Here is a 22981-nt window from a genome sequence, read left to right on the forward strand (position 1 = left end):
CTCTGTTTTTTCTGCTTATTTTTTATTTTTTGACTGATCAGCCTTGGCTTCAGGCTTGTGGCCGCCCTTAGACCGCTCCTGCCACTCTTTAGGCTTGGCCTGGCCCTGGTGCCAGACTTCCACGTGCGGCTCTTTAGAAGTGGCCGTATGAAGGACCAGGTGACCAATCAACTTGGTTAGAGGCTTATACTTTTTCCCCAACAGGCCAATCGATTCCACGAAAAGCTCAACGGCAATCAAGAGCCCGATGAGCAGCATGGCCATGGCCCAAACCGGCGACAGCAAGAAGAGCATGGATACGAAGGAATAGATCAAGGACAAGGCATAAATGACCAAGACCGTCTGCCTTTGGGTCAGCCCCAGCCGCATCAACTGGTGGTGGAGGTGGTGCTTGTCAGCTTGAGAGATCGGCTTATTGTTCAGCTTACGCCGGATAATGGCATAAATCGTGTCGGAAATCGGCACGCCCAAGATGACAATGGGCACGACCAGGGAGATAAAGGTGACGTTTTTCAGCCCCTTCAAGGCCAAAACCGAGATCATGAAGCCAAGATAAAGCGCCCCGGTGTCACCCAGGAAGATTTTGGCCGGGTTGAAATTATAAGGCAAAAAGCCCATCAAACACGCTGCCAGCATAAAGCAGGCAATTGGCACGTACAAGCCCTGGTTTCTTAAGAAGTAGTAGCCCACGATCCCCATGGTCAATAAGGAGATGCAGGACACCCCGCTAGCTAGACCATCTAAACCATCGATCAGGTTAACCGCATTGGTCAAGGCCAGGATCCAGAAGATGGTGATCGGCAGACTGAGATACCAAGGCAGGTTGATCACCTGATTGGTCAAGGGGATGTTCAATTCCGTCATCCGGATTTGGGCCAGGTAGTAAATGACTAAGGCCGCAACGAAGATCCCGGCCATTTTTTGCCAAGGCTTCAGCTCCAAGATATCGTCAATCATCCCGGTCAAGACGATCACGCTTGAGGCTAAGAAGACAGAAAAGAGCTCATGGGTTGGGAACTGCTCTCTTAAAAGGATAAAGCAGCCAATGTTAAAAGTGACAAAAATCCCGAGGCCCCCGATGGTTGGCATGGGCTTCTTGTTCACCCTGCGGGCATTAGGATTGTCCACGGCCCCTAAGACAAAGGCCAGACGTCTGATAAACGGCGTTATTGCAACTTGAATGATGACCATTAAGAACAGGTCGACAAAAATCTTAAACATGCAATGCTACTTTCTGAATTAGTTAATCTAAATTATTATACCGACCTTTGACCCCTTTTGCCAAATCCAGGAGAAAAATCACAAAAAAGCCTAGAAAAAAAGTCCAGAATAATCTGGACTTTTCCTTATTTGGCAACTGCCACAGCACGTTTCTCCCGTATAACGGTAATCTTGATATTGCCTGGGTAATCGAGTTCTTTTTCAACTCGGTCGCGAATTTCGTGGGCCAAAACCGTGATTTCATCATCAGAAATCTTGGCTGGCTCAACCATTACCCGCACTTCGCGGCCCGCTTGGATCGCGTATGCTTGCTTGACGCCATCGTAGCTGTTGGCGATGTCTTCTAGTTCAGTCAAGCGGCGGATGTAGTTTTCTAGGCTTTCAGAACGGGCACCTGGGCGAGCTGAGGAAATCGTATCCGCTGCTACGACCAGTTCCGCAATAAATGACAATTTCGGTACATCCCCGTGGTGGGCCGCAATTGCGTTTACCACCAATTCTGGTTCATGGTACTTCCGTGTCAATTCAACACCGATTTCTACGTGGGAGCCTTCAATATCGTGGTCAATTGCCTTGCCAATATCGTGTAATAATCCCGCGCGAACTGCTAATTTTTCATCCAAACCAAGTTCTGCAGCCATTGTCCCAGCTAACTTGCCGACTTCAATTGAGTGGGCTAAGACATTTTGCCCATAAGAAGTCCGGTACTTCAACCGGCCTAAGACCTTGACCAGTTCTGGGTGCATCCGGTGAATGCCCAGTTCCATCAAGGCACTTTCCCCGGCTTCGTAGATGTCGTCATTGACTTCCTTGCGCGCCTTGTCCACCATCTCTTCGATGCGAGCTGGGTGAATGCGGCCGTCCTTGATCAGCTTCTGCAAGGCTCTTTTTGCCACTTCTCGTCTGATCGAATCAAAGCCGCTCAAGGTAACCGTCTTTGGCGTATCGTCAATGATCAGGTCCACCCCGGTCATGGCTTCAAAGGAGCGAATGTTGCGGCCTTCGCGACCAATAATCCGCCCCTTCATTTCATCATTTGGCAGGTCGACGACTGAGACGGTCGTTTCCGCTACCGTGTCGGCAGCACTGCTTTGAATGGCGTCGACAATGACTTGGTGAGCAAAGCGATCAGCCTTGGCCGTGACATCTTCTTGCATGTTTCTGATCATTTCGGCCTTTTCTTTGACCAAGTGATCAGATACCTGGGCCAAAACGATCTTCTTGGCTTCGTCTTCATCTAAGTTAGAGACTTCTAAAAGCTTCTCGTTTTGCTGCTTGACCAGGTCTTCGGCTTCGCTTTGCAACTGAGCAGTTTTTTCTTCCTGCTTCTTGATTTGGTTCTTTCTTTGTGTGAGTTGGTTCTCCTTCTCATCCAGCACGCCGCTGCGATGATCCAAAGTATCTTCTTTTTGCTGGAGACGGTTTTCCTTACGGGCGATTTCATCTCTGCGCCCATTCAACTCATCTTCAACCTTTTGCCGGTAATCCCTGATTTCTTCTTGGGCTTCCAGGATCTTAGCCTTCTTTTCGGTTTCCGCATCCCGCATTGCTGCCTCTGCTTCCTGCCTTTTGGCTGCGGCTTCTGCCTTAGCAACTTCGACTTCCGCTTTAGCCTTGGCTAAAAGGGAGTCGGCACTTTGCTTGGCATTTTCAGCCTTTTGTTCCCAAGAGTTCTTTCTGATGGCGTAGCCAATCAGGATCCCCACGACAAGTGAAATAAGAAAAACTACCACGAACGCGACGAGATAAAATATACTGTTATTCATCATAAATCACGTCGTCCTTATTTCTAGAATTATTCACACACACTTAATCATAAGTTACAATCTTATTTAAGTCAATTATTAGATTAAGCTGAAAAGAAAAAAGAAACTGCCAGCAAATTGGCAGTTCTTTTAAGAGCTTTTAGCTATTTGTCTTCGGTCTTAGCAGCATCGGCAGCTTCAGCTGGTGCTTCTTGACCAGCATCAGCCTTCTTAGCCCGCTTTTCCTTGATCTTTTCTGGGTTTTCCTTTTCTTCCAAAGATTCGTCATCAATGCCGTAGGCCTTGCGGACTTGACTTTGGATGTCATTGTAGATGTCAGGATGCTCTTCCAAATACTTCTTGGCGTTTTCCCGGCCTTGGCCGATCTTTTCGCCGTGGTAGGAGTACCAAGCTCCGGCCTTGTCCACGATGTCTTGGTCGGCAGCCATGTCCAAAAGTTCACCTGATTGGGAAATACCTTGACCATACATGATGTCAACTTCAGCAACCTTGAATGGCGGAGCCACCTTGTTCTTGACAACCTTAATCTTCACCCGGTTACCGATCACGTTGGTGGATTGCTTGATTTGTTCTGCCCGGCGGACTTCCAAACGGATAGTGGAGTAGAACTTCAAAGCCCGGCCACCTGGGGTGGTTTCTGGGTTACCAAACATCACGCCGACCTTTTCCCGGATCTGGTTGATAAAGATGGCGATGGTCTTGGTCTTGTTGATAGTCCCTGACAACTTTCTCAAGGCCTGGCTCATCAAACGGGCCTGCAGACCCACGTGAGAGTCACCCATTTCCCCTTCAATTTCTGCCCGCGGCACCAGAGCGGCAACGGAGTCGACAACCACGATGTCGATGGCGCCACTGGAGATCAAGGTATCCGCAATTTGCAGACCTTCTTCCCCAGTGTTTGGCTGTGACAGGATCAACTGGTCGATGTCAACGCCCAAGGCTTCAGCGTAAGCTGGGTCCATGGCGTTTTCGGCATCGATATAAGCAGCCGTGCCACCGCGCTTTTGTACTTCAGCAACGGCGTGCAGGGCAACAGTCGTCTTACCGGATGATTCTGGACCATAGATTTCTACGATCCGGCCTCGTGGGTAGCCGCCCACGCCCAAAGCCGCATCCAGGGCCAAAGAGCCTGAAGGAACAGTGGAGATTTGGGTATCAACCTTTTCCCCCATCCGCATAACGGCACCTTTACCAAAATTCTTTTCGATTTTCTTTAAAGCAGCCTCAAGAGCAGCTTGCTTTTCATCTTTAGCCAAATTTAAAACCTCCTGGAGTTTCTTACATGTATCTATTATACTTTGAACTTGCCTCAAAAAGCAAGAAAAAAGCGAACTAGAGTTCCAAACTTTTCCCTCCACTTGTTATTACGTCAAAAATCGCATTTTTCACCTGAGAAATCGCAAATTTTAGAGAAAATTAAAAAACGCGCTAACGCGCGTTTTTACAATTACTATTGCTTGGCAATTTTTACATTGAGCCCTTGAAGACGTCCCATGATGAGTGGAAGTAGTCGTAGCCAGAGTAAATGGTGAAGATCAAGGCGATGTAGAGCAGAACCGTCCCAATATGGAAGATGTCGCCAAAGAGCAAGAAGATGATTGACAGCATCTGGCAGGTGGTCTTGATCTTGCCTGGCATGGCGGCTGCCATGACCTTGCCGTTGTTTTCAACCACGATCAAGCGCAGACCCGTTACGGCCAATTCCCGGCAGACGATGATGGCCACTACCCAAGCTGGGGCCAGTTTCAGGTCCACCATGAAGATGAAGGCCGTCATGGTCAGCATCTTGTCAGCCAGGGGGTCGGCAAATTTACCAAAGTTGGTTACCAGGCCTCTTGACCGGGCAATGTGACCATCAAACCAGTCAGTTGCAGATGCTACGGCAAAGACGATCATGGCAACCACCCGGCTCCACAAGATCGTCGTCCCGGCAATTTCAAAAGAGCCGGCTGGCCAGCCCAAGATGAGCAAGAGCATAAAAACTGGGATCAAGAAGATCCGGAAAACAGTTAACTTATTTGGTAAATTCATTTTTGTAAAATCCTCACTTTTTTACACGACGGTTTATTGAGCCTTGCTGGATGATTGAGCTCGGCTGCTTTGAGCTTGACTGGATGAAGCCTGGCTGCTTTGAGCCTGACTGGATGAGGCCTGGCTGCCTTGAGCTTGGCTAGAAGCTTGACTAGCGCTTGATTGGCTGCTATAAGTCCGGCTTGAGTAGCTAGAAGAAGCAGCGCTAGAGTAGCTTGATGAACTGCTTGAGCTAGTGGATGAGCCAGTAGTGCTGTTGTTGTTTGCCCCCAAGTAGATGGTCAAGCGGCTAGTCCCGTTAACTTGCGTAAATGGAATCTTCTTGCCGCCGATCGTCACCGTTACGCCGGTGTCAGTCCCCAGGTAAACGATCAAAGTTGAGCCGTTCTTAACCGTTTCCGTGTGCTTTTCACCAGATTGCAAGGTGCCTTGGTTGGTGATGGCATTGTTGATAGAAACGTAGTAGTAGATAGCTTGCTTGCTTGAGCGAACAACCAGTGGAGCGCTAGACTTAATGCCAGTTACCCGGAAGGCAGAATTGCCCAGAGACTGTACCTTGATGGTGCTGGTCTTCTTCTTGGATGAAGAAGAAGCTGAGCTGCTCTTCTTGCTGGATGACTTCTTAGAAGAAGTGATCGTCACGCTGGAGCTGGCCTTTTCAGCACTGTTTGAGCTGGACTTCTTGTTGTTGGCAAAAACTAAAGCCGCAATCACTACGATCAAGACAATGCCGCAACCCAGAGCCAATTTTGGCACTAGCTTGCGCCACTTGGCGTCTTGCTTTTCTTCTTTGTAGTTTTCTTCTTTAGCAATTTGCTTTTGTCTTGCCGGAGCTGGCTGGTAGACCTGTTCAGTTGGCGCTTCAACAGGTTCTTCTTCCTGCTTTTCAGCTTCAACTTCTTTTTCGTGCTCTTCCAGCTCTTCTTCAATGTCGCCTGAGTACTGGCTCAGCAGTTCCTTGCCGTCTAAGCCAACGACTTGCGCGTATTGACGGATAAAGGCGCGAACGTAAAAGTCGCCTGGCAGCTTGTCGAATTCGTTGTTTTCGATGGCTTCCAAGTAGCGGCCTTGAATCTTGGTAGCTTTCTCAATATCGGAAATGGAAAGCCCCTTAGCTTCTCTTGCAGTACGTAATTGTTCTCCAATGCCTGACATTATTAACCTCTTCAATCATCTTAAAATCTGTTTATAAATTATAGCACAATCCCGCTAGTTGTGCCGCCTTATTCTAGCCAGCCACCGCTTACATAGATCGTTTGCCCGGTTAAATAGTCGCTTTCCGGGTTTAGGAGGCAGTCAACCCAGTAAGCAATTTCCGTAGGATTGGCCAAATGGCCAGCTGGAATTTCTTCTGCTAGGTCAGCCAGCGTCTCTCCTGAAAACATGGCGTTCATCGGCGTCATCACGGCACCAGGCGCCACCACGTTTACCGTAAAGTGGCTAGCGGCAACTTCTCTAGCATAGGCCTGGGCAAAACGGCTGATACCGCCTTTACTTGCACTATAAACGGCCTCCATGGCGCTGCCCTGGCCACCATAAACGGAGCCCAGGTAGACAATCCGGCTGTGGTCGTGCTTTAACAGCTGGCTCTCCAGCAGCTTGGTCAACTTAATCGGATTTTCCAGGTTGACCTTCAAGATGCGCTCAATCACTTCAGAGCTTTGACTGCCTAAGAAGTCATAGTTGGTGATCCCTTGGGCAAAAATTGCCGCGTTAACCGGGAGCAAGCCTTCAACGAACTTCTTTAAATCCGCGTCTGCTGCGCAAAAGTCCTGCTGGATGGGCATGAAATCCTGGTCTGGATAAAGGCTGGCTAGCTCTTCCCCTAATTCAGCAGCTTCAGCCCAGTGACTGTTGCAGTGGAGGTAAAGGGACCAGCCGCTTTGAGCCAGTCGCTTAGCGATGGCTTGGCCGATGCCGCCAGTTGCGCCAAAAATGATTGCTCTTTTCATGTTAGTCCTCCTGCCCTTGTGCCAGGTATGCGGTGCTGATGCCGCAGCCCTGCCACAGGTCTAGGCAAAAGGCCTGGTAGTCAGCAAAGCTCATGGCCTGGATTTTTTTCGTCATGGCAAAAATATCCTCGCCGTCTAAGCTTTCTTCGGCTAGCTCAACGCTAAAGGCCGGCAAGTGGTCCAAGCCGCGAATGGTTTGGGCCAGCCAGCTTCTCTTCAAGAGGTCAAAGAAGCCGTCCATTTCTCGGCCAGCAAAGAGCTGGTCCGCTTGGAGCTGCTTTTTTAATTCCGCAATAACCTTTTCTGCGTCTTGGCTAGTTCCCAGGATCATAACATAGTTGCCCTGTCTGGTCGTATTGACGCTGATCTGCAGGGGCTGGTTTAAGAGCTGCTTTTGCCGCATCCCGGCAAACCAAGTGCTCATGGAGCCTAATTTTGATTCTAACATGATTTCTAAGAGAATTTGTGCCAGATCCTGACTTGCTAAAACTTTCTTAAAGTTTGGCAAAGAAACTTCCAGGGCAAACAGGGGCACGCCCTGGCTTGGCAAAACCAAGTCTTGACCAGCCTTAAAAGGCAAAGGCTTGGACCTTTTAGCCCCTTTTCCAGGCTTAAAATAGGTTTCTGATAGGGTCTTGGCCTGGCGCATGATAGTTTTTACCTGGTTTTCTGAAAAGTCACCGCAAGCAACGAATGACAGCTTCTCAGCCACGTAATTTTCTTCATAGGTGGCCAGCAGCATGCCGCTGGTTACACTGGCAATCGATTCCTTGGTCCCGGCCACGTCGATAGCTAGGTTGCTGTCGCCGTAAACCGCCCGCAAGAGGCTGTCGCCCAGGACCCAGTCAGGCTCATCTTGGTACATGGCCAGTTCTTGCTGGATGATGGGGATTTCTTGCTCCACGTTTTCCTTGGTAAAAAAGGGCTCGCCGACCAGCTTAAAGAGGAGGTCAATCGTTGGGCCCACGTTTTTCACGCCGCTAGCGTAATACATGGTCTCGTTAAAAGAGGTAAAGGCATTGACATCGCTGCCCAATTTTTCAAATTCTAAAGACAGGTCCCCTTCCTGGCTGGCAAAGAGCTTGTGCTCTAAAAAGTGGGCCAGGCCCGGCACCGGCTGGGGGTCGCTGCTGCCAAAGTCGACAATGATCCCAAAAAAGCGCTGGTTAAAGCCAGGCTTTAAGATCACCTGGGCCTTGAAGCCGGAAGGAAAAGTCTTTTTGACAATATTTGGTCTAATCATTTTAAAACATAGCTTTCATTTAAGTAGAGATTTTTGACAAAGTTAGCCAGGTCCTTGCTGGTGACCGCCTTAACGGCCTGAGCGAAGTTAAAGCCTTCGTAGTTTTCATGCAAGGCATAGCGGATCTTTCTGGCAAGCAACCAGGCTGAGCTGTCCTGGTTGATCAATTGCCGGTTGACTAGCGCCTGCTTGCTTTGCTTGAGCAGGCCTGGATCGATCCGGCCATCAGCCACCATCTGCATCTCTTTAGCGATAATCTGCTCGGTTAGTTCCACCTTGCCTGGGTCAAGGCCGGCATTGATCAAGAAGAGGGAGTTGTCAGCGTACCAGTTGCTTTCAACGGCATAGGCTGCCCCCTTTTCTTCTCTGACTTTGGCAAACAGTCTTGAAGACTGCTCACCCGTCAGGTATTCCCGCAAGACCGTGCCGCAGGCTAAATCTGCCAAATTTGGCAAGGCCTTGTAGCCATAGCCCAAAAAGAGCTGGGCTTGCTGGTTGCCCTGCTCGGCAGCTTTAGCAAAGCGGAGGTCCGGTGCGGCAATAGCCAAATCGCTCATTGGGAAGGCAAGGCTAAGGCCTGAAGCATCAAGGCCCTCATTAGCCAGCCGCGCCACCTGCCGGGCATCATAGGCCTGGCCTAAGAGGCAGGATGGGCAGCTTTCCAAGCTATCAAAGAAGCGTCGGACATCTTGCACGGTGGCGGCCTCTATTTCTTCGATTGGTCCTAAAAAGCTAGCCGCATAGTCGGGCTGGTCTTGGTACCAGTAGTTGAAAAAGTCGATCAAGGCCTGGTTGTTGGGCTGAGCCACTAATTCTTGGTACTCATCCCGGAGCTGCCTTTGGCTGAGCTCCAGATTTTTTGCTACCAGCAAGGGATTAGTGACCAGGTCGATAAAAGTCTCCATGATTTCCCGGTAGTTGTAATCCGGATCCAGGATTTCTTGGGGCTCCACAAAGTCGACCAAGTAAGAAATAACCAATTCCTTGCCAAAGAGCTGCGGAGCGGCTTCAAAGCGGAAGGAATAAAGCTCGCTAAAACGGGCCGCGATCATGGCCGGATCCGGGTAACTTTCACTGGCATTGCCCTGCATCTTGGTCAAAAGCGTTGCTAGCGCCAAGTTGTGCTGAGTCAGCGGCAAGCGGACAAAGTAGCCCAGACTGGCAGCTGAAAATTTTTGATTGCTTTGAATCTTGATATTTTTGTCATTTACCATTAGTTTTCTTGTCCTTTAGGAGGCAAAAGCACCTTGCGCGGCTTAGAGCCTTCTGGCGGCCCCACGACGCCGTGCTCTTCCATTTCGTCAATTAAACGGGCAGCCCGGTTGTAGCCAATCCTAAACCGCCTTTGCAGCATGGAGACGCTGGCTGATTGCTGGCGCTGAACCAGGTCAACGGCTTGAGCATAGTACTCGTCATCGGGTTCATCGCTGCTTGCTTCAGTCTCATCCCCTTCTTGGGGAATCATCTCTTCGTCGTATTCAGCTGGCTTTTGCTTTTTCACCCAGTCAACGACGGCCTCGACTTCGTCGACGTCAATGTAGGCGCCTTGAATTCGCTCAGGCTTTGACGCCCCAATCGGCAGATAGAGCATGTCGCCCCGGCCCAAGAGTTTTTCGGCACCGACTTGGTCCAAAATCGTCCGCGAATCGACCCCGCTAGAAACGGCAAAGGAGATTCGGGATGGCACGTTGGCCTTGATTAAGCCGGTGATGACGTCCACGCTCGGTCTTTGGGTGGCCAGGATCATGTGGATGCCGGCTGCCCGGGCCATTTGGCCTAAACGGACAATGGAGCCTTCGACTTCGCGTCCGCCCACCATCATCAAGTCGCTTAATTCATCGACCACGACCAGGATGTAAGGCAGAGGCTCCATGGCCGGTTTTGAGGTATCTTGGTTATTTTCGGCAACCTTGGCGTTAAATTCGCCCATGTTGCGGACGCTAGCTGCCGCAAAGAGCTTGTAGCGGCGCTCCATTTCGTCAACGACCTTTTTCAAGGCCTTGGCAGCTAGCCGGGAGTCAGTGACAACCGGGATCATCAAGTGGGGAATCCCGCTATAAACAGAAAGTTCCACCATCTTGGGGTCGATCAAGACCAGCTTGACTTCGTCAGGCCGGGCCTTCATCAAGATGCTGGTCAAGATGGTATTGATGGCCACGGACTTACCAGACCCAGTTGACCCCGCCACCAAGAGGTGGGGCATCTTGGTCAGGTCTGCTGAAATAATTTGCCCAGCAACATCCTTGCCTAAAGGCACAACCAGGGGCTTTTGCTTGTCTTTTGGCGCCTGGTGCTCAATCACATCCTTGAAGGCCACGCTGGCTGCCTGCTGGTTGGGCACTTCAATCCCGATATAAGGCTTGCCTGGAATGGGCGCTTCGATTCTGATGTCTTTGGCGGCTAAGGCTAAAGCCAGGTCATCAGCTAGGTTGACGATCCGGGACACCTTGACCCCGACGGCCGGCTGGACCTCATAGCGGGTGATGGTTGGTCCCAGGATCGCCTTTTTAACATTAACGTCCACGCCAAAGCTCTTAAAGGTGGTCTCTAAAAGCTGGGTATTGTGACCAATCAGGTTCTTGTCCTGGCTTTGGTCACTGGCCTTGACCGACTTGAGCAGGGTCAAAGGCGGATATTCATAATTGTCATCATATAAGGGCAAGTGCGGCGCTGGCGCCTTTTCTTCAGGCTCAGCCTTTTTGGCATCTTCGTCTGGATGCTGCTCGGCCACCTGGATTTCAGGCAAGGGCCGTTCAGAAGCTGGTTCAGGCTGAACAGCTGGCTGCTTCTCAACTGATCTTTCTGCCTCAGTCTTTCCCGCTTCTGCCTGAGAATCATTGCTTGCCGGCTCTTGCCAAGGATCAGTCAGCTTCTCGCGGTTGTCCCGCTCTCTTTGCCGGCGCTCTTTAAACAGCTCCCGCTGCTCTTGATACTTCTCCTTGATTTGGCCCGCCCCAGTCCGGCTTTCCTTGATGAAGGCCTGGCTGAACTTCTGAAAATATGCCACCAGGGTTCTAAACTTGACGTCAAAGAACATCAAGATGCCGCTGATTAAGGTTAATAGCGACAAGGCAATAGTGCCCACATGGCCCAAGAGCTGGTAAAAAATCCCATAAAGCCAGCTGCCGATCACCCCGCCGCCAACATTCTCGGTCACATTGGCCCGGCCAATTTCTCCGTAAATGGCTGTTTTAAAAGCAGCCGTGAAGTTGCTGTGGATGTTTTCGCTAGCAAAAAAGTGCCCAGCCAAGATGACCAAGAGCGACAGGTAGGCTAAGACCAGCCCGCTGCTCCTTTTAAAGCCAAAATGAGGCGGCTGACCATAAATCAGCATCACCAGGCCAAAAATGGCCAAAATGCCGCCGCCTAAAAGGTAGCTGTCGCCGATCACCAACCGCAGCAAATTAGCTAATTCATTGCCCAGCCAGCCAACTCGCAATAACGCCAAAATGGCTACCAGGATCAAAACGATTCCGGTAACCACCCAGCTTAAAGATTCTTCTTTTTTCTTATTTTTATTTCTAGCGTTTTTACTTGCCTGCCTTTTCTTTCGAGGCATTTACTCACCTTACCCTTAGAAATTAGGTTCAAAGTCCAGGTTGATTGGTTCGTCCAAGGCAACTTGGGTTACTTCGTAAGTCAAGGTTTCGATGTATTCAACCAGTGGCCGGCTGAGCAAACGGTATGTTTCTTGGTCAAGGTCTTGGCCATCGCCGTGGTAGCCCATCAATTGCACCACTTGGGTGTTAACGCCGCTGACTTCGATCACGTTGTCAGCGTCTGGAGTTACGTCGTAAACAACGGCAACTTCGTAGTAGCCGCCTGCTTCACCGGCATCTTCAACGCCGTCTTCGCCAGTTGCGACCACTTGGCGGATGGCCACGTTAACTTCGTTCTTTTCTTCTGGTTCGTCCAGCAAGTCATAGTGGAAGGCACGTACGATAATTGGGGTTTGCTTGTTAAATTCCATATTTTTACCTCAGTCTTTTTCTTCTTTAACAAAAATTCTAGTGTCCGTTAAGGTTTCTTTGATAGCGGCCAGGACGATTGTAGTCGTCTTTCAGCTTGTCGTTTTCGTAGTGGTGGGACTTTTCCATGTGGGGGAAGCCTTGCTGGCGCAAAGCTTCAAAAATCACGATCGCTGCTGAGTTGGACAAGTTGAAGGCCCGAATCTTATCAGACATCGGAATTCGCAAATTGCGTTCTTCATATTGTCGCATAAAGGTTTCTGGTAAACCAGTAGTTTCTCTGCCAAAAACAAAGAAATATTCCTTGCTTGGGTCGGTGTAGTCAACATCCGTATAAGCCTTGCTGGAGAACTTGGAAATGAGGTACATTTCCGCATTGTCTGGCAGGCTGGCCAAGAAGGCCCTTAGGTCATCGTGGCGGCGGATTTCAACTTCCCCGCCGTAGTCTAAGACGGCCCGCTTTAAGTGCTTGTCGTCTAGGCGAAAGCCCAGGGGCTCGATCAGGTCCAAAATGGTGTTGGTCCCGGCACAGGTTCTGGCAATGTTGCCAGTGTTGTCCGGAATTTCCGGTTCAAACAAAACGATATGGTTTGTCATTTTTTAGCTATTTTCCCTTTCTTCTTTTTGACCATTTTCTGGCGCTTTTTGCTCAGTCAAACTATCTGCATAAAGGTGAGAGACCTTCTTGTAGTAAGCAAACAGGTGGCTGACTAAAATTTTGGCCACTGCGTACATGGGAATCCCGCCGATTACGCCGAGCAGCCCCCAGACAGAGCCGGCCCCCAGCATGACGACAATAGTCGTCACCGGGTGCATCTTCAAACGGTTGCCCACGATCAGGGGGCTGATAATCCGGGTTTCAACCAGCTGCTCGATGAAAAAGACGATCAGCACGTTGACCAGCAGTGGTATCGACGTGACCGACGCAATGATCAAGGCTGGGATCAGCCCCAAGAAGGTCCCAAAATACGGAATCAAGTTCAAGCAGCCGACCGCAATCGCCAAGGCTGCCCCGTAAGGCTCACCAATAATGGTGTAGCCGATAAAGAACATGATGCCGACGCAGATGGCAACGGAGACTTGACCTCTAACGTAGGAGGACATGGCCCCGTTAACTTCACTAAGCAGGCTGCTTGTGGCTTGTTCCCAGCGCTTTGGTGCAAAATGGGCCAGGTAAGGCCGCAATTTGGAGCCATCCTTTAGCATGAAAAATAAGATGAACGGCGCCGTGGCAAGGGTTGTAAAGACCGAGGCCGCCACATTGACGGCATTGGTCAAGTTGCTGAAAGCATTAGAGACCGCAGAGCCAGTTAACTGGTTCATGTCCTTTTGCAAGGAAGCCAGCTGCTTTTGAATCGAGTCTCGCAGGCCACTAAGCTTGGGCTTGCTGAGTAAGTCATCGATCGCCTCTGTGGCATTTTTCCAAATTGCTGGCCAGTTCTTGACCAGAGAATTGATCTGATTTTGGACAACTGGGATCATCGAGTTGATCATCCAGATAATCAAGAGCGTGACTAGGGCAAAAATGGCCAGGATCGTGATTGTCCGTGGCACCTTAAACCTTTTCTCCAGCCGGTTAACCACTGGATTCATCAGGTAATATTGCAAAAGCGCCACGATCACCGGTGGCATGACCGCGCCTAAAAACACGTTAACCGGGTCAAAGATAAAGGAGATCCGGTTAAAGACCAGGATGATGATCAAGGTCAAGAGGACGTTGATCAGCCCCACGCTGAAGCGGTTGTTTAGGACCCACTGGCTAAAGACGCTGTCAGCTTTTTTCTTCATTTAACCACCTCTTAAAGGTGCTCGTAGACAATCTCGTCGTCAATTCTGAAAGTTGGGACTGGATCCTTGCCGTCAAGTTCCAGGTAAACCGCGTTAGACATCGGCTTCTTTGGCAGCTTGTCAGCAAAGAATAAGCTGACGTGGCCCAAAGCCCGCAAGTTGCTGATAGCCATAGAGCCAACAGCCGAAATAATTAGGGTTTGCCCATCGATGGTGATCGTGTCGCCCTTTTTCAAAACGATGCCTTGAGCAGCTTCTTCATCGTCAAACTCTTGGATGACTGAGACCTTTCTCAGTTCGTCATTAGCGGTTTGACCAAACAAAATTACCGTGCGATCCTTTTCGCTGATCGCGCTTGTTCCGATTTCTTTAATTGTTGATATCCATTTCATTTTCATCACCTACTTACTTAAATTTTATCATACTGAACTAGACAAACTAGTCCAAGTTGCCAAAAGTGAAGCAGGAATTTGTTAATTATTGATTACATCTTTTATCCTTTATCGACTTTTGCCAGCTAGAAGCATAATATTTAAGTTAGAATAGTAGTGTATTGCAATAGAGGAGGTAAAAAATTTGCATATTCTAATCGGTGGCTACACCAAGCACGAGTCAGATGGGATTTACCAATTTGACTTTATTGGGGCCGGAAACGAAGCTCACCTTGAGCAAAGAAGAAATGTTGTAAAAGTAGGCGGGCCAACCTACTTCCAAAAGGATGGCGACTTCATTTTTACCATTAAAAACGAAGATGGCCACGGCGGTATCGCCACTTATGAAAATGGCCGCTTGGTCAGCCAGCTGCTCCATGAAGGGTCATCCCCAGCCTACGTTGGCATTAACAAGGACAAGCACCTGCTGTATACGGCCAACTACCATACTGGCGTTTTGGCTGTGATCAGCTACGACGAAAAGGGGCAATTGACCCTGCTTGACCAAGTCAAGCACGAAAGCCGGGCTTTGGGGCCACGTCCTGAACAAGTGGACAGTGCCCACCCCCACTACTTTGACCAAACGCCAGGCGGGCACTTGGTATCCTGCGACCTTGGTCAAGATCGTGTCGACTTCTATGATTTTGATGGTCAGCACCTAACCCACCTGGCCAGCTACCAAAACGAAGACGGCTTTGGCACCCGCCACCTGGTCTTTGACCCAAGTGGCAGCTACTTCTATGTTGCCGGGGAATTGTCCAGCCAGGTCAACGTCGTTAAGTTTGACGAAGAAAACTGGATGTTCCAAAATGTGGCCACTTGTTCCACGATTCCCGCCAGCTGGGACCAGCATAACGGCGCAGCTGCAATCCGCTTGTCTAAAGACGGCAAGTTCTTGTACGTGTCAAACCGCGGCCATGATTCTATTGCTGTCTTTGAAGTCCAAGACGACCACAGCTTGAAATTAATTCAAAGAATTTCGACTTACGGCGAATTCCCACGCGACTTCAACTGGGACGAAGACGAGAAATACGTCGTTGCCGCCAACCAAAACAGTAATAACGCTACTCTTTACCAAAGGGCTAGCGACGGTACCTTGGCCCTCTTGGTCAAAGACATTGCCGTACCTGAAGGCACGAGAGTCTTATTCACTGATTAGTTAGGAGTTTTTTGAAGAATTTATGTTAGACATTTTTAAAGCCATCATCCTGGGCATCATCGAAGGGGTCACGGAATTTCTGCCGATCTCCTCAACCGGTCACCTGTACTTAGCTGACTACATCATCAAGCTGGACCAACCAGCCAGCTTCATCAACATGTTTATGGTGGTCATCCAATTAGGCGCCATCTTGAGCGTGATCGTCATTTACTTTAACAAGCTGAATCCTTTTGCCCCGTCAAAAAGTCGCCGGGAAAAGGGCCAGACTTGGCAGATCTGGTTCAAGGTCATCGTGGCCTGCCTGCCATCGATCATCATCGGCTTGCCGCTGAACGACTGGCTGGAAGCCAACATGACCACCTGGCAAGTGATCGCCACGACCTTGATCGTTTACGGTATCTTGTTCATCATCTTGGAAAGCTACTACGCTAAGCGCAACCCAAGCTTGACTGACCTAAACAAGATGACCTATAAGACCGCCTTCTTGATCGGCTGCTTCCAGGTTCTGTCCATGATTCCTGGGACTTCCCGGTCTGGGGCCACCATCTTGGGGGCCATGCTAATCGGGTCCAGCCGCTTTGTGGCAACGGAATTTTCCTTCTTCTTGGCCATCCCAACCATGTTTGGGGCATCCCTGCTCAAGATCGTGAAGTTCTTTAAGAACGGCCACGTCTTTGTCGGCAACCAATTGGCCGTCCTTTTGGTCGGGATGCTGGTTTCCTTCATCGTGGCTTACCTAGCAATCAAGTTCCTCTTGAAGTATGTTCAAAGCCACGACTTCAAGCCATTTGGTTGGTACCGAATCATCTTGGGGGTCATCGTCATCATCTGCGGCTTGGTTTTTGCCTAGATTGTGGTATGATTACTTACTAAATAATTTATTTACCTGGATAAAGGAGTATCCAACGATAAAGGAGTATCCAACCATGTTAAGCATACTGTTCATGATTTTTATTCTCTGGCTGTGCTGGAAGATCGGGATCGGCTTTTTGCGGGTCATCCTCTTCTTGATCGGCGCAGGGCTAGTAGCAGCCTTTGCCATGTCCCTGCTCATGCCGCTCTTAGCCCTCATTGCTGTCGGCGGCGCCATTTTTGCAGCAGCCAAGACTTTTTAAAGCGAATAAAAAAGAGCACAAAGAATTAAAGACAAAAAGCGAAAAAAGCAGAGATCATGATCGTCGATCATTGATCTCTGCTTTTCTTTTATATCTTTTAATTAGGAATTAGCTTTCAGCTCTTTCCATAAATCCTGCATGTCGCTTGGATCCGGAATTTGCAATTCCCGCTCTTCCCCGGTAAAAGGGTTAGGAAAGGCCAGGTAAAAGCAGTTGAGGGCCTGTCTATGAAAAGCATCCTCTGCCCCGTACAGGTCATCCCCGTACAGAACATGGCCAATCGACTGCATGTGCACCCGGATTTGGTGGGTGCGGCCGGTTAAAAGGCGCAGATCTACCAAGCTAGCGCCCGGGACCTGGTCGACCACCCGGTATTCAGTCAGAGCCTTTTGCCCCCTAGGGTCCACCTGCCGCTTGACCGTGTCGCCGACTCTAGCCAAGGGCTTGTCGATTAGGCCCGTCATTTCGCCTTCGCCGAAGTTGCCATGGACGATAGCATGATATTTTTTGATAAAAAGCTCTTTACCCAGCTTGTTAAAGCGGTCGTGGGCGATGGCGGTTTTGCCTAAGAGGACAAGGCCAGACGTATCTTGATCCAGCCGCGTCACGATATGGGGCTTGATGTAGGCCGGGTCTTCGCCCTTTTCTTCAAAATAGCCTAAAACCCGGTTGATCACGGCGTCTTCTGAGTGAAAGCCAGACGGAATGGAGAGCAGGCCTGCTGGCTTGTTGATGACGATGTAGTCGTCCGTTTCTTCCACCACTTGGATGGGGATGCGGGAAACCTTCAAATAAGGGTTGACCTTTTCCTGCCCCATCACAAAGTGGACCACGTCCCCTTCTTTTAAGTGGTAGTTGCTGGTCCTCCGGTGGTGGTTGACCAGCATCATCCCCCCGCGATTCTTACAGTTGTTGACGGCCCGGCGGGAAAAGCCTTTTTTCATCAAAAAATGACTCAGCGTGACTGGGTCATCTTTTTTTACGATTAACTTAAATACTTGCAAATTACTTAACATCTCCGATAAAGGCTTCGTTGACCCGGTCCCAGAAGTGGTGGTGACCGTACTCATAGAAGCTGATTTCTTCTTGGGCGATGCGGTAGTCAGCCTGCATCACGTCGGTCAGGGCAATCCGCTCCCCATCAACGATCACGACTGCCCGGTCAGTGTTCTTGGGCACGATGGTAATCCATTCATCGGGCGCGATGACGATGGGCGACCCCACCGTCCGGAAGACCAGGTTGTTGATGGAGGCAATTTCCGTCAGCTGCAAGGCTTTGAGACGCGGGTGGATCACGGCGCCGCCAAGCGACTTGCTGTAGGCGGTTGACCCCGTAGGGGTTGACACGCAAAGGCCGTCGCCCCGGAAATTTTCAAAGCGGCAGCCGCCAATGGACACTTCGGCTTCCATGGTCTTAGAGACCCGTTTAATGGAGGCTTCGTTTAAGGCCAAATATTCCTTAATGCCGCTGCTGGTCGTCACTTTCATGGCCAGCAAGGGATAAGTGACCGAGTGCTCCTTAACCGGGTGGCTGGCCAAGGCTTCGACCAGTTTTTCCATGTCATAGTTTCGCCAGTCGGTGTAAAAGCCCAAGTGGCCCGTGTGAATGCCGGCAAAGGCCACGTGGTCCAGCTGCTTTTGGTACTTGTGAAAGGCGGAAATCAAGGTGCCGTCGCCCCCGACCGAAATGACCAGGTCAGGGTGGTCTTGGTCTTGCAAGATGCCTGCTTCAGCTAAGAGCACCTGCAGGTGTCTGACCGCCACCCGGGTGGTCACCCGGTCGTTATGCACAATTGCTACTCTCATAACTTTTCCTTGCCCTTATTTTGGGTAAAAATCTTCTGCGCTTCCTTGACCTCGTTGCGGATGGAAGACATCTCCTCATCCAACTGGTAGGCCGCTTCGGCCGTCCGCTTCAGGCGTTCAGAAATGTCCTCTGGGTATTCGCCCTGGTACTTGTAGTTCAAGGTGTGCTCTACCGTAGCCCAGAAGTTCATGGCCAGGGTTCTGATCTGAATCTCAGCAAGCAGTCTCTTTGACCCTTCTGGCAGGTAGACCGTATAAGCCACCACCATGTGGTAAGACCGGTAGCCTGATGGCTTGGCATTCTTGATGTAGTCTCTTTCTTCAACTACTTCCAGGTCTTCTCTGGCATGGAGCAGATCGACTACCCGGTAAATGTCGTCGACAAATTGACACATGATCCGGATGCCGGCAATATCTTGCATGTCGGTTTCAATCACGTCCGGACTGATCACCCGCCGCTGCATCTTTTCTTTGATGGAGTCAACGGTCTTGACCCGGCCAACCACGAACTCGATTGGCGAGTGCTCGCCCGTGGTTAAAAAGCTCTGGCGGAGCGCTCTTAATTTTACTTTTAATTCATTAACGGCTTCGCTATAAGGCCATAAAAAAGTGTCCCAGTCATTAATCACAGTTCATTTTCCTTCCATCTCAAACAAATTCATTTTAACATAGATACTAGTGAAAACCGCAAAAGTCGATTTAAATCTTTTTTAACGTAAGGAGCCTACTGAATATGAGTAAAAATCGCGAAATTGAAGCTAAAGTTGCCCTGAACCAGGAAAGCTACGAGCAAATCGCTGCTGCCTACCCGGTTAAGGCGGATTTCCAGCAAAAAAACACCTACTTTGACACGCCAGATGAACTCTTGAAAGTCCACCACAATGCCCTGAGAATCCGGACTTTTAAAGACCGTGCTGAAGAAACCATCAAGGTGCCAGAAGCCCAAAAATTGCAGGAAAAGTACCACGAAAGCCTGGAAATCAACGATGACTTGACCAGTGAAGAGGCCGAAAGTTACCTAGCCAAGGGGCAAGTCTACCTGGGCGGCAACGTCGGGAGCTTTTTAAAAGAAAATTACCCAAGCGACGTCGACAAGTTAAGAAGCTTTACCTGGAGCCAGACCCACCGGCTTCTGCTCAATGGGCCCTTTGACTGCGAGATCACCCTGGACCAGACCAGCTACCCAGACGGCTTTAGCGATTACGAAATGGAAATCGAAAATGACGATCCAGCCCTGATCAAAGACTGCCTGGCCCAACTAAAGGACCGCTTCAAGCTGGAAATTGCGACTACCAACAACATGAGCAAGATTGCCCGGGCCAGCCTCCATGCCGGCAACTAGCTCCAAAAGTGCTTTTCTTTTGTCATTGCACCAAACTTTTGTTAAAGTAGCAATGATCAAACTTTTGGAGGGTCGACAATGTTCGAACTTTTTCTGTTTATTAATCCTTTAGGCTTATCCTGCTTTCAGCTGGAAAACAAGATCAAGCTACTGGCTGAAGAACTTGATTTAGAAATCTGCGTCAATTACCTGCCCTTGGTCACCTTAGACTCTATGAAGGCGGACATGGTCAAACGCAATTGGAACTTCAACACGGTCATCAACCTGGCCCACTACCATGAAGCCTCACTGAGCGCCCAGAACCTCTACTACGCCATCCAGATTGCCTATGGCAAAAAGCGCGCCAGAAAGTTTCTATTTAACTTGCAAGAAAAGCTCAGTTGCGGCAAAGAAGAATATTCTTTTGACCTGGCTAAGAAGCTGATCAGCGACTTAAAGCTGGACTTAAAGAAGATTGAAGGCGTCAAGCAGGATGACTGTTTGAAAAACGCGATTGGTCAAGACCAGCAGCTAGCTAAAAAGTTCCACATTAATTCCCTGCCTTCCGCAGTCATCTTCGATGATGCTGTTGACGACAGCGGCCTGCTCCTTGACGGCGAACCCAGCTTGGACGAGCTCCGGTCGATCTTTGCAAGCGGCGATCGCCAAGCAATTAGCGATAGTAGCGAAAGTATCGCCTGTGAGCCAGTTTGCGACTACAATTCTTTTTACTGCCAGACCGGACATCTCCATCTCCTTTAAACAGCCACATGGCTGTTTTTATTTGGCTAAAAATTGCTCCAGCCAGCTAGTAGTTCCCGGAATCCGCCAAGTGCTAAAGGCAGCAGCTGGCAGAGTTTCGATCGTATAGCCTTTTTCATACATCTGGCCCGCGATCCGGTAGCCCAGGCGGCTTTTTTCTCGGAACTGCTTTTCTAGCCAAATTTTTTCTTCTTTTTCCCAATTTTTGCCAAAAACTGTTCTGACACTTGGCTGAAAGTGCCAAAGCAAATCAATCCCGTTAGCATCCAAATTAAAGCTGGCCGTCTGGTAGTTTAACCGGCTGCTGATCGGAGCCTCCAGGATATGGTGTTTTAAGCGGATCTGAGACCGTTTCGGGTCAATCTCCAGGTAATAGCACCCCCAGGCTGAATTTTGGCGGAAATAGATCAATTGGGTCTTTTTCAGCTGCTGGCCCAGGTAGTGGCGTCTGCCCACCAGCCAGATGTCGGTGATGCCGATGCCCCGGTAGAGACTATGACGGTGGTGATATTCTTCATCGCTCAAGGGCGCGCACTGGACCTCAAAGGCCAAATTGGGGCTGGCTAAGACGTCTGCGCGCAGGGCACCATCAGCCAGCGGCACCTCCACTTCTGCGGGCATCCCGGCCGCCGTTAAGGCCGCTTGAAGCAGCAATTTCGATCGGCGGTGCTCGTCTTGCTCGCCCTGCCCCTCTTGGTAAGGCCGGAAGTGCTTGAAAAAGGCGGCCGAGCGCTGCGAGATGACGAGTATTACGCGCTTTTTGCAGCGCGGACAACGGTAAATTTCTTGGTTTAGGTAGTTTGGATTCAGCTGGACTTTGGCCGCTTCACTGACGGCTAAAACCAGCTCATTTTTTAATAAGGCTGCGTACAAAAAATCCCCCCACTTATTAGTACGCCAAAAATCCAATTTTTACCGAAATTGGTTACAGAGTGGGGAAAGTGTCAGAACAGTGCCAAAAACAAAAGATCCTTCACCGCGTGAAGGATCTTTCTTACTTGTTAGCTAATTGTCGTCTTAAAGCACCTAAGGCATCTTGCTGGAAGAGGCAGCGGCCATGGCGCTGGGCCTTGTCCATGTCATCGCCGGTTACCTGGCTGCCAAACTCATTGGCAATAGCCCAGGCATCAGCCGGCTTCATTTCAGCATAGTTTTCGTCCATGAAGGCCAGCTTCAAGTAAAACTTGCCTTGGTAGTAGTAGACGCTTGAAGCCAGGTCGCTGACCCAGAGGCTGTCAGCTAGGGCCAGCAAATCATCGATATCGTCAAAGGCTACTGAGTGGCTTTCTTGAAAGTCCCAGTAGTCATCGTAGTCGCTGGTGTCGCCATGACCCAGGTCATGCATGACCACCGGATCGATGTCGGTATTAGCATCGTCGGCTGGGTCTAGGTCGTCAAAAGCCCGTGGCTCATCTTCCTCTTCTTCAACGTCGCCGCCTACGCCATTAGCAGCCGGATCGAAGAAGCGCCGCATCTCTTCTGGCATGTCCATATTCTTGTTCATCTTGGTAATCAAGAGGTCAATGCCGTGGTCATTAGGCATCACCTGAAAGGTCACAGGGGCATCACTGGCAAAGCTGTTGTCCACGTCAACTTCATGCAAAATTGACAAGAAGAATTCCTGGACCCGGTCCCGATTGCCTAACAGGTCTAAGATTTTCAGGCCTCGTTGATTTAAGTCATCGCGGGTCATGCTTACCCGAAGCGTATTCTCATTCACCTTTTCAACACGCATCTTGCGTCCCTCCTTTGTCTTTACTGATATTGTAACCTAAACTTTTTAAAAAACAAAAGCGTTAGCCTTTTCGCGGCTAACGCTTATTATGATCTTCTTACATCCCTTGGTCAGCCAGCTTCTTGGCCTTAGCCATTTCCAGTCTTCTGACGCTGCGCGGCAAAAAGCGGCGAATCTCATCTTCATTGTAGCCGACTTGCATGCGGCGGTCATCCAAGATGATTGGCCGTCTTAAGAGGCTTGGGTTCTTTTCGATGAGGTCGATCAGTTCGTTCATTGAGATGTCGTCCAAATCAATGTTTAATTCTTGAAATGCTTTAGAACGCGTAGACACGATTTCCTCAGTGCCTTCTTCGGTCATTCTTAAGACGTGAATAATTTCTTCCCGGTTCAGCGGATCAGAAATGATATTTCTTTCCTTGTATGGGATATTATGCTTTTCCAGCCATTGCTTGGCCTTGCGGCAAGAAGTACAGCTAGGTGAAACATATAAGTCAACCATGATCATCACGCTCCTTAAAATTGATATTGCTTGAACACACATTCGATACTATATGTAGTTTAGCACTGATACTTACAAAAAGGAAGAGGGGGTTCGCTTTTCTTTGCATATTCTTAACTATTAATAAGCAAAAAAGCAATTAGCTTCCGCTCAATGTCATTAAGTTAAGGCATTGACTTTG

Annotated in this window: 24 protein-coding genes; 5 read left to right on the top strand and 19 right to left on the bottom strand. The window is 49.6% G+C overall.

Annotated features, from left to right (window positions below; genetic code table 11):
• Window positions 1-15: 15 nt before the first annotated feature.
• The 13 genes from FC20_RS00535 to FC20_RS00595 form a co-directional block, all read right to left on the bottom strand.
• Window positions 16-1221 carry a glycosyltransferase family 4 protein gene (locus FC20_RS00535; RefSeq protein ID WP_008461664.1) on the bottom strand — a complete coding sequence of 402 codons (1206 nt, stop codon included), beginning with the start codon at window positions 1219-1221 and terminating at the stop codon, window positions 16-18.
• 125 nt (window positions 1222-1346) lie between these two features.
• Window positions 1347-2990 (bottom strand): ribonuclease Y, encoded by a 1644-nt coding sequence (rny, locus tag FC20_RS00540; protein WP_008461661.1) that lies wholly within the window; start codon window positions 2988-2990, stop codon window positions 1347-1349.
• A gap of 140 nt (window positions 2991-3130) precedes the next feature.
• Window positions 3131-4243, bottom strand: a complete 1113-nt coding sequence (recA, locus tag FC20_RS00545; RefSeq protein WP_008461660.1) for a recombinase RecA — start codon at window positions 4241-4243, stop codon at window positions 3131-3133.
• Between the two features lie 211 nt (window positions 4244-4454).
• On the bottom strand, window positions 4455-5018 hold the full coding sequence (gene pgsA / locus FC20_RS00550; protein ID WP_009557322.1) for a CDP-diacylglycerol--glycerol-3-phosphate 3-phosphatidyltransferase: 564 nt from the start codon (window positions 5016-5018) through the stop codon (window positions 4455-4457).
• Window positions 5019-5051: 33 nt separating this feature from the next.
• Window positions 5052-6173 carry a helix-turn-helix domain-containing protein gene (locus tag FC20_RS00555; RefSeq protein ID WP_008461659.1) on the bottom strand — a complete coding sequence of 374 codons (1122 nt, stop codon included), beginning with the start codon at window positions 6171-6173 and terminating at the stop codon, window positions 5052-5054.
• Window positions 6174-6241: 68 nt separating this feature from the next.
• On the bottom strand, window positions 6242-6970 hold the full coding sequence (ymfI, locus tag FC20_RS00560) for an elongation factor P 5-aminopentanone reductase (RefSeq protein ID WP_008461658.1): 729 nt from the start codon (window positions 6968-6970) through the stop codon (window positions 6242-6244).
• A 1-nt stretch (window position 6971) separates the two neighbouring features.
• Window positions 6972-8213 carry a M16 family metallopeptidase gene (locus FC20_RS00565; RefSeq protein WP_008461657.1) on the bottom strand — a complete coding sequence of 414 codons (1242 nt, stop codon included), beginning with the start codon at window positions 8211-8213 and terminating at the stop codon, window positions 6972-6974.
• Window positions 8210-9427 carry a M16 family metallopeptidase gene (locus tag FC20_RS00570; protein WP_008461656.1) on the bottom strand — a complete coding sequence of 406 codons (1218 nt, stop codon included), beginning with the start codon at window positions 9425-9427 and terminating at the stop codon, window positions 8210-8212. Before FC20_RS00570 ends, FC20_RS00565 begins: the two co-directional genes overlap by 4 nt.
• Window positions 9427-11772: an FtsK/SpoIIIE family DNA translocase gene (locus FC20_RS00575; RefSeq protein WP_008461654.1), complete on the bottom strand. Its 2346-nt coding sequence runs from the start codon at window positions 11770-11772 to the stop codon at window positions 9427-9429. The genes FC20_RS00570 and FC20_RS00575 overlap by 1 nt, the downstream gene beginning before the upstream one ends.
• A 15-nt stretch (window positions 11773-11787) precedes the next feature.
• Window positions 11788-12183 (bottom strand): DUF1149 family protein, encoded by a 396-nt coding sequence (locus FC20_RS00580; protein ID WP_008461652.1) that lies wholly within the window; start codon window positions 12181-12183, stop codon window positions 11788-11790.
• Window positions 12184-12220: 37 nt separating this feature from the next.
• Window positions 12221-12778: a tRNA (cytidine(34)-2'-O)-methyltransferase gene (locus FC20_RS00585; RefSeq protein ID WP_008461650.1), complete on the bottom strand. Its 558-nt coding sequence runs from the start codon at window positions 12776-12778 to the stop codon at window positions 12221-12223.
• A 3-nt stretch (window positions 12779-12781) separates the two neighbouring features.
• Window positions 12782-13969 (bottom strand): AI-2E family transporter, encoded by a 1188-nt coding sequence (locus FC20_RS00590; protein ID WP_008461649.1) that lies wholly within the window; start codon window positions 13967-13969, stop codon window positions 12782-12784.
• 11 nt (window positions 13970-13980) lie between these two features.
• The gene (locus FC20_RS00595) at window positions 13981-14361 is read right to left on the bottom strand and encodes a PTS glucitol/sorbitol transporter subunit IIA (protein ID WP_008461648.1); all 381 of its coding nucleotides are present in this window, start codon (window positions 14359-14361) and stop codon (window positions 13981-13983) included.
• A 184-nt stretch (window positions 14362-14545) separates the two neighbouring features.
• On the opposite strand from FC20_RS00595, the gene FC20_RS00600 reads away from it, so the two are divergent.
• The 3 genes from FC20_RS00600 (at window position 14546) to FC20_RS00610 (ending at window position 16674) form a co-directional block, all read left to right on the top strand.
• Complete coding sequence (locus FC20_RS00600; protein ID WP_008461647.1) at window positions 14546-15559, top strand: lactonase family protein; 1014 nt, start codon at window positions 14546-14548, stop codon at window positions 15557-15559.
• Between the two features lie 22 nt (window positions 15560-15581).
• Window positions 15582-16409, top strand: a complete 828-nt coding sequence (locus tag FC20_RS00605; protein WP_008461646.1) for an undecaprenyl-diphosphate phosphatase — start codon at window positions 15582-15584, stop codon at window positions 16407-16409.
• Window positions 16410-16485: 76 nt separating this feature from the next.
• Window positions 16486-16674 (top strand): hypothetical protein, encoded by a 189-nt coding sequence (locus FC20_RS00610; protein WP_008461645.1) that lies wholly within the window; start codon window positions 16486-16488, stop codon window positions 16672-16674.
• A 101-nt stretch (window positions 16675-16775) separates the two neighbouring features.
• On the opposite strand, the gene FC20_RS00615 is transcribed toward FC20_RS00610, so the two are convergent.
• Genes FC20_RS00615 through yjbM form a run of 3 tightly spaced genes read right to left on the bottom strand, consistent with a single transcriptional unit; the run spans window position 16776 to window position 19109 of the window.
• On the bottom strand, window positions 16776-17690 hold the full coding sequence (locus FC20_RS00615) for an RluA family pseudouridine synthase (protein WP_008461644.1): 915 nt from the start codon (window positions 17688-17690) through the stop codon (window positions 16776-16778).
• Entirely contained in the window at window positions 17680-18480 is an 801-nt protein-coding gene (locus FC20_RS00620; RefSeq protein WP_054667654.1) for an NAD kinase, read from the bottom strand. Before FC20_RS00620 ends, FC20_RS00615 begins: the two co-directional genes overlap by 11 nt.
• The gene (yjbM, locus tag FC20_RS00625) at window positions 18477-19109 is read right to left on the bottom strand and encodes a GTP diphosphokinase (RefSeq protein ID WP_008461642.1); all 633 of its coding nucleotides are present in this window, start codon (window positions 19107-19109) and stop codon (window positions 18477-18479) included. Before yjbM ends, FC20_RS00620 begins: the two co-directional genes overlap by 4 nt.
• 104 nt (window positions 19110-19213) lie before the next feature.
• Here yjbM and FC20_RS00630 point away from each other — a divergent pair, with 104 nt between their 5' ends.
• Window positions 19214-19822 (top strand): CYTH domain-containing protein, encoded by a 609-nt coding sequence (locus tag FC20_RS00630; protein WP_008461639.1) that lies wholly within the window; start codon window positions 19214-19216, stop codon window positions 19820-19822.
• A 78-nt stretch (window positions 19823-19900) separates the two neighbouring features.
• On the top strand, window positions 19901-20563 hold the full coding sequence (locus tag FC20_RS00635) for a DsbA family protein (RefSeq protein ID WP_008461637.1): 663 nt from the start codon (window positions 19901-19903) through the stop codon (window positions 20561-20563).
• Between the two features lie 18 nt (window positions 20564-20581).
• On the opposite strand, the gene FC20_RS00640 is transcribed toward FC20_RS00635, so the two are convergent.
• From FC20_RS00640 to spxA, 3 genes are all read right to left on the bottom strand, one after another.
• A complete protein-coding gene (locus FC20_RS00640; RefSeq protein WP_008461636.1) occupies window positions 20582-21436 on the bottom strand; it encodes a competence protein CoiA family protein in 855 nt (284 codons plus the stop codon).
• 121 nt (window positions 21437-21557) lie between these two features.
• Window positions 21558-22298 (bottom strand): adaptor protein MecA, encoded by a 741-nt coding sequence (locus FC20_RS00645; protein ID WP_008461633.1) that lies wholly within the window; start codon window positions 22296-22298, stop codon window positions 21558-21560.
• Window positions 22299-22395: 97 nt separating this feature from the next.
• On the bottom strand, window positions 22396-22800 hold the full coding sequence (spxA, locus tag FC20_RS00650; protein WP_008461631.1) for a transcriptional regulator SpxA: 405 nt from the start codon (window positions 22798-22800) through the stop codon (window positions 22396-22398).
• Window positions 22801-22981: the final 181 nt, after the last annotated feature.

The organism is Lactobacillus equicursoris DSM 19284 = JCM 14600 = CIP 110162, assembly GCF_001434815.1.
GTDB classification, from domain to species: Bacteria; Bacillota; Bacilli; order Lactobacillales; family Lactobacillaceae; genus Lactobacillus; species Lactobacillus equicursoris.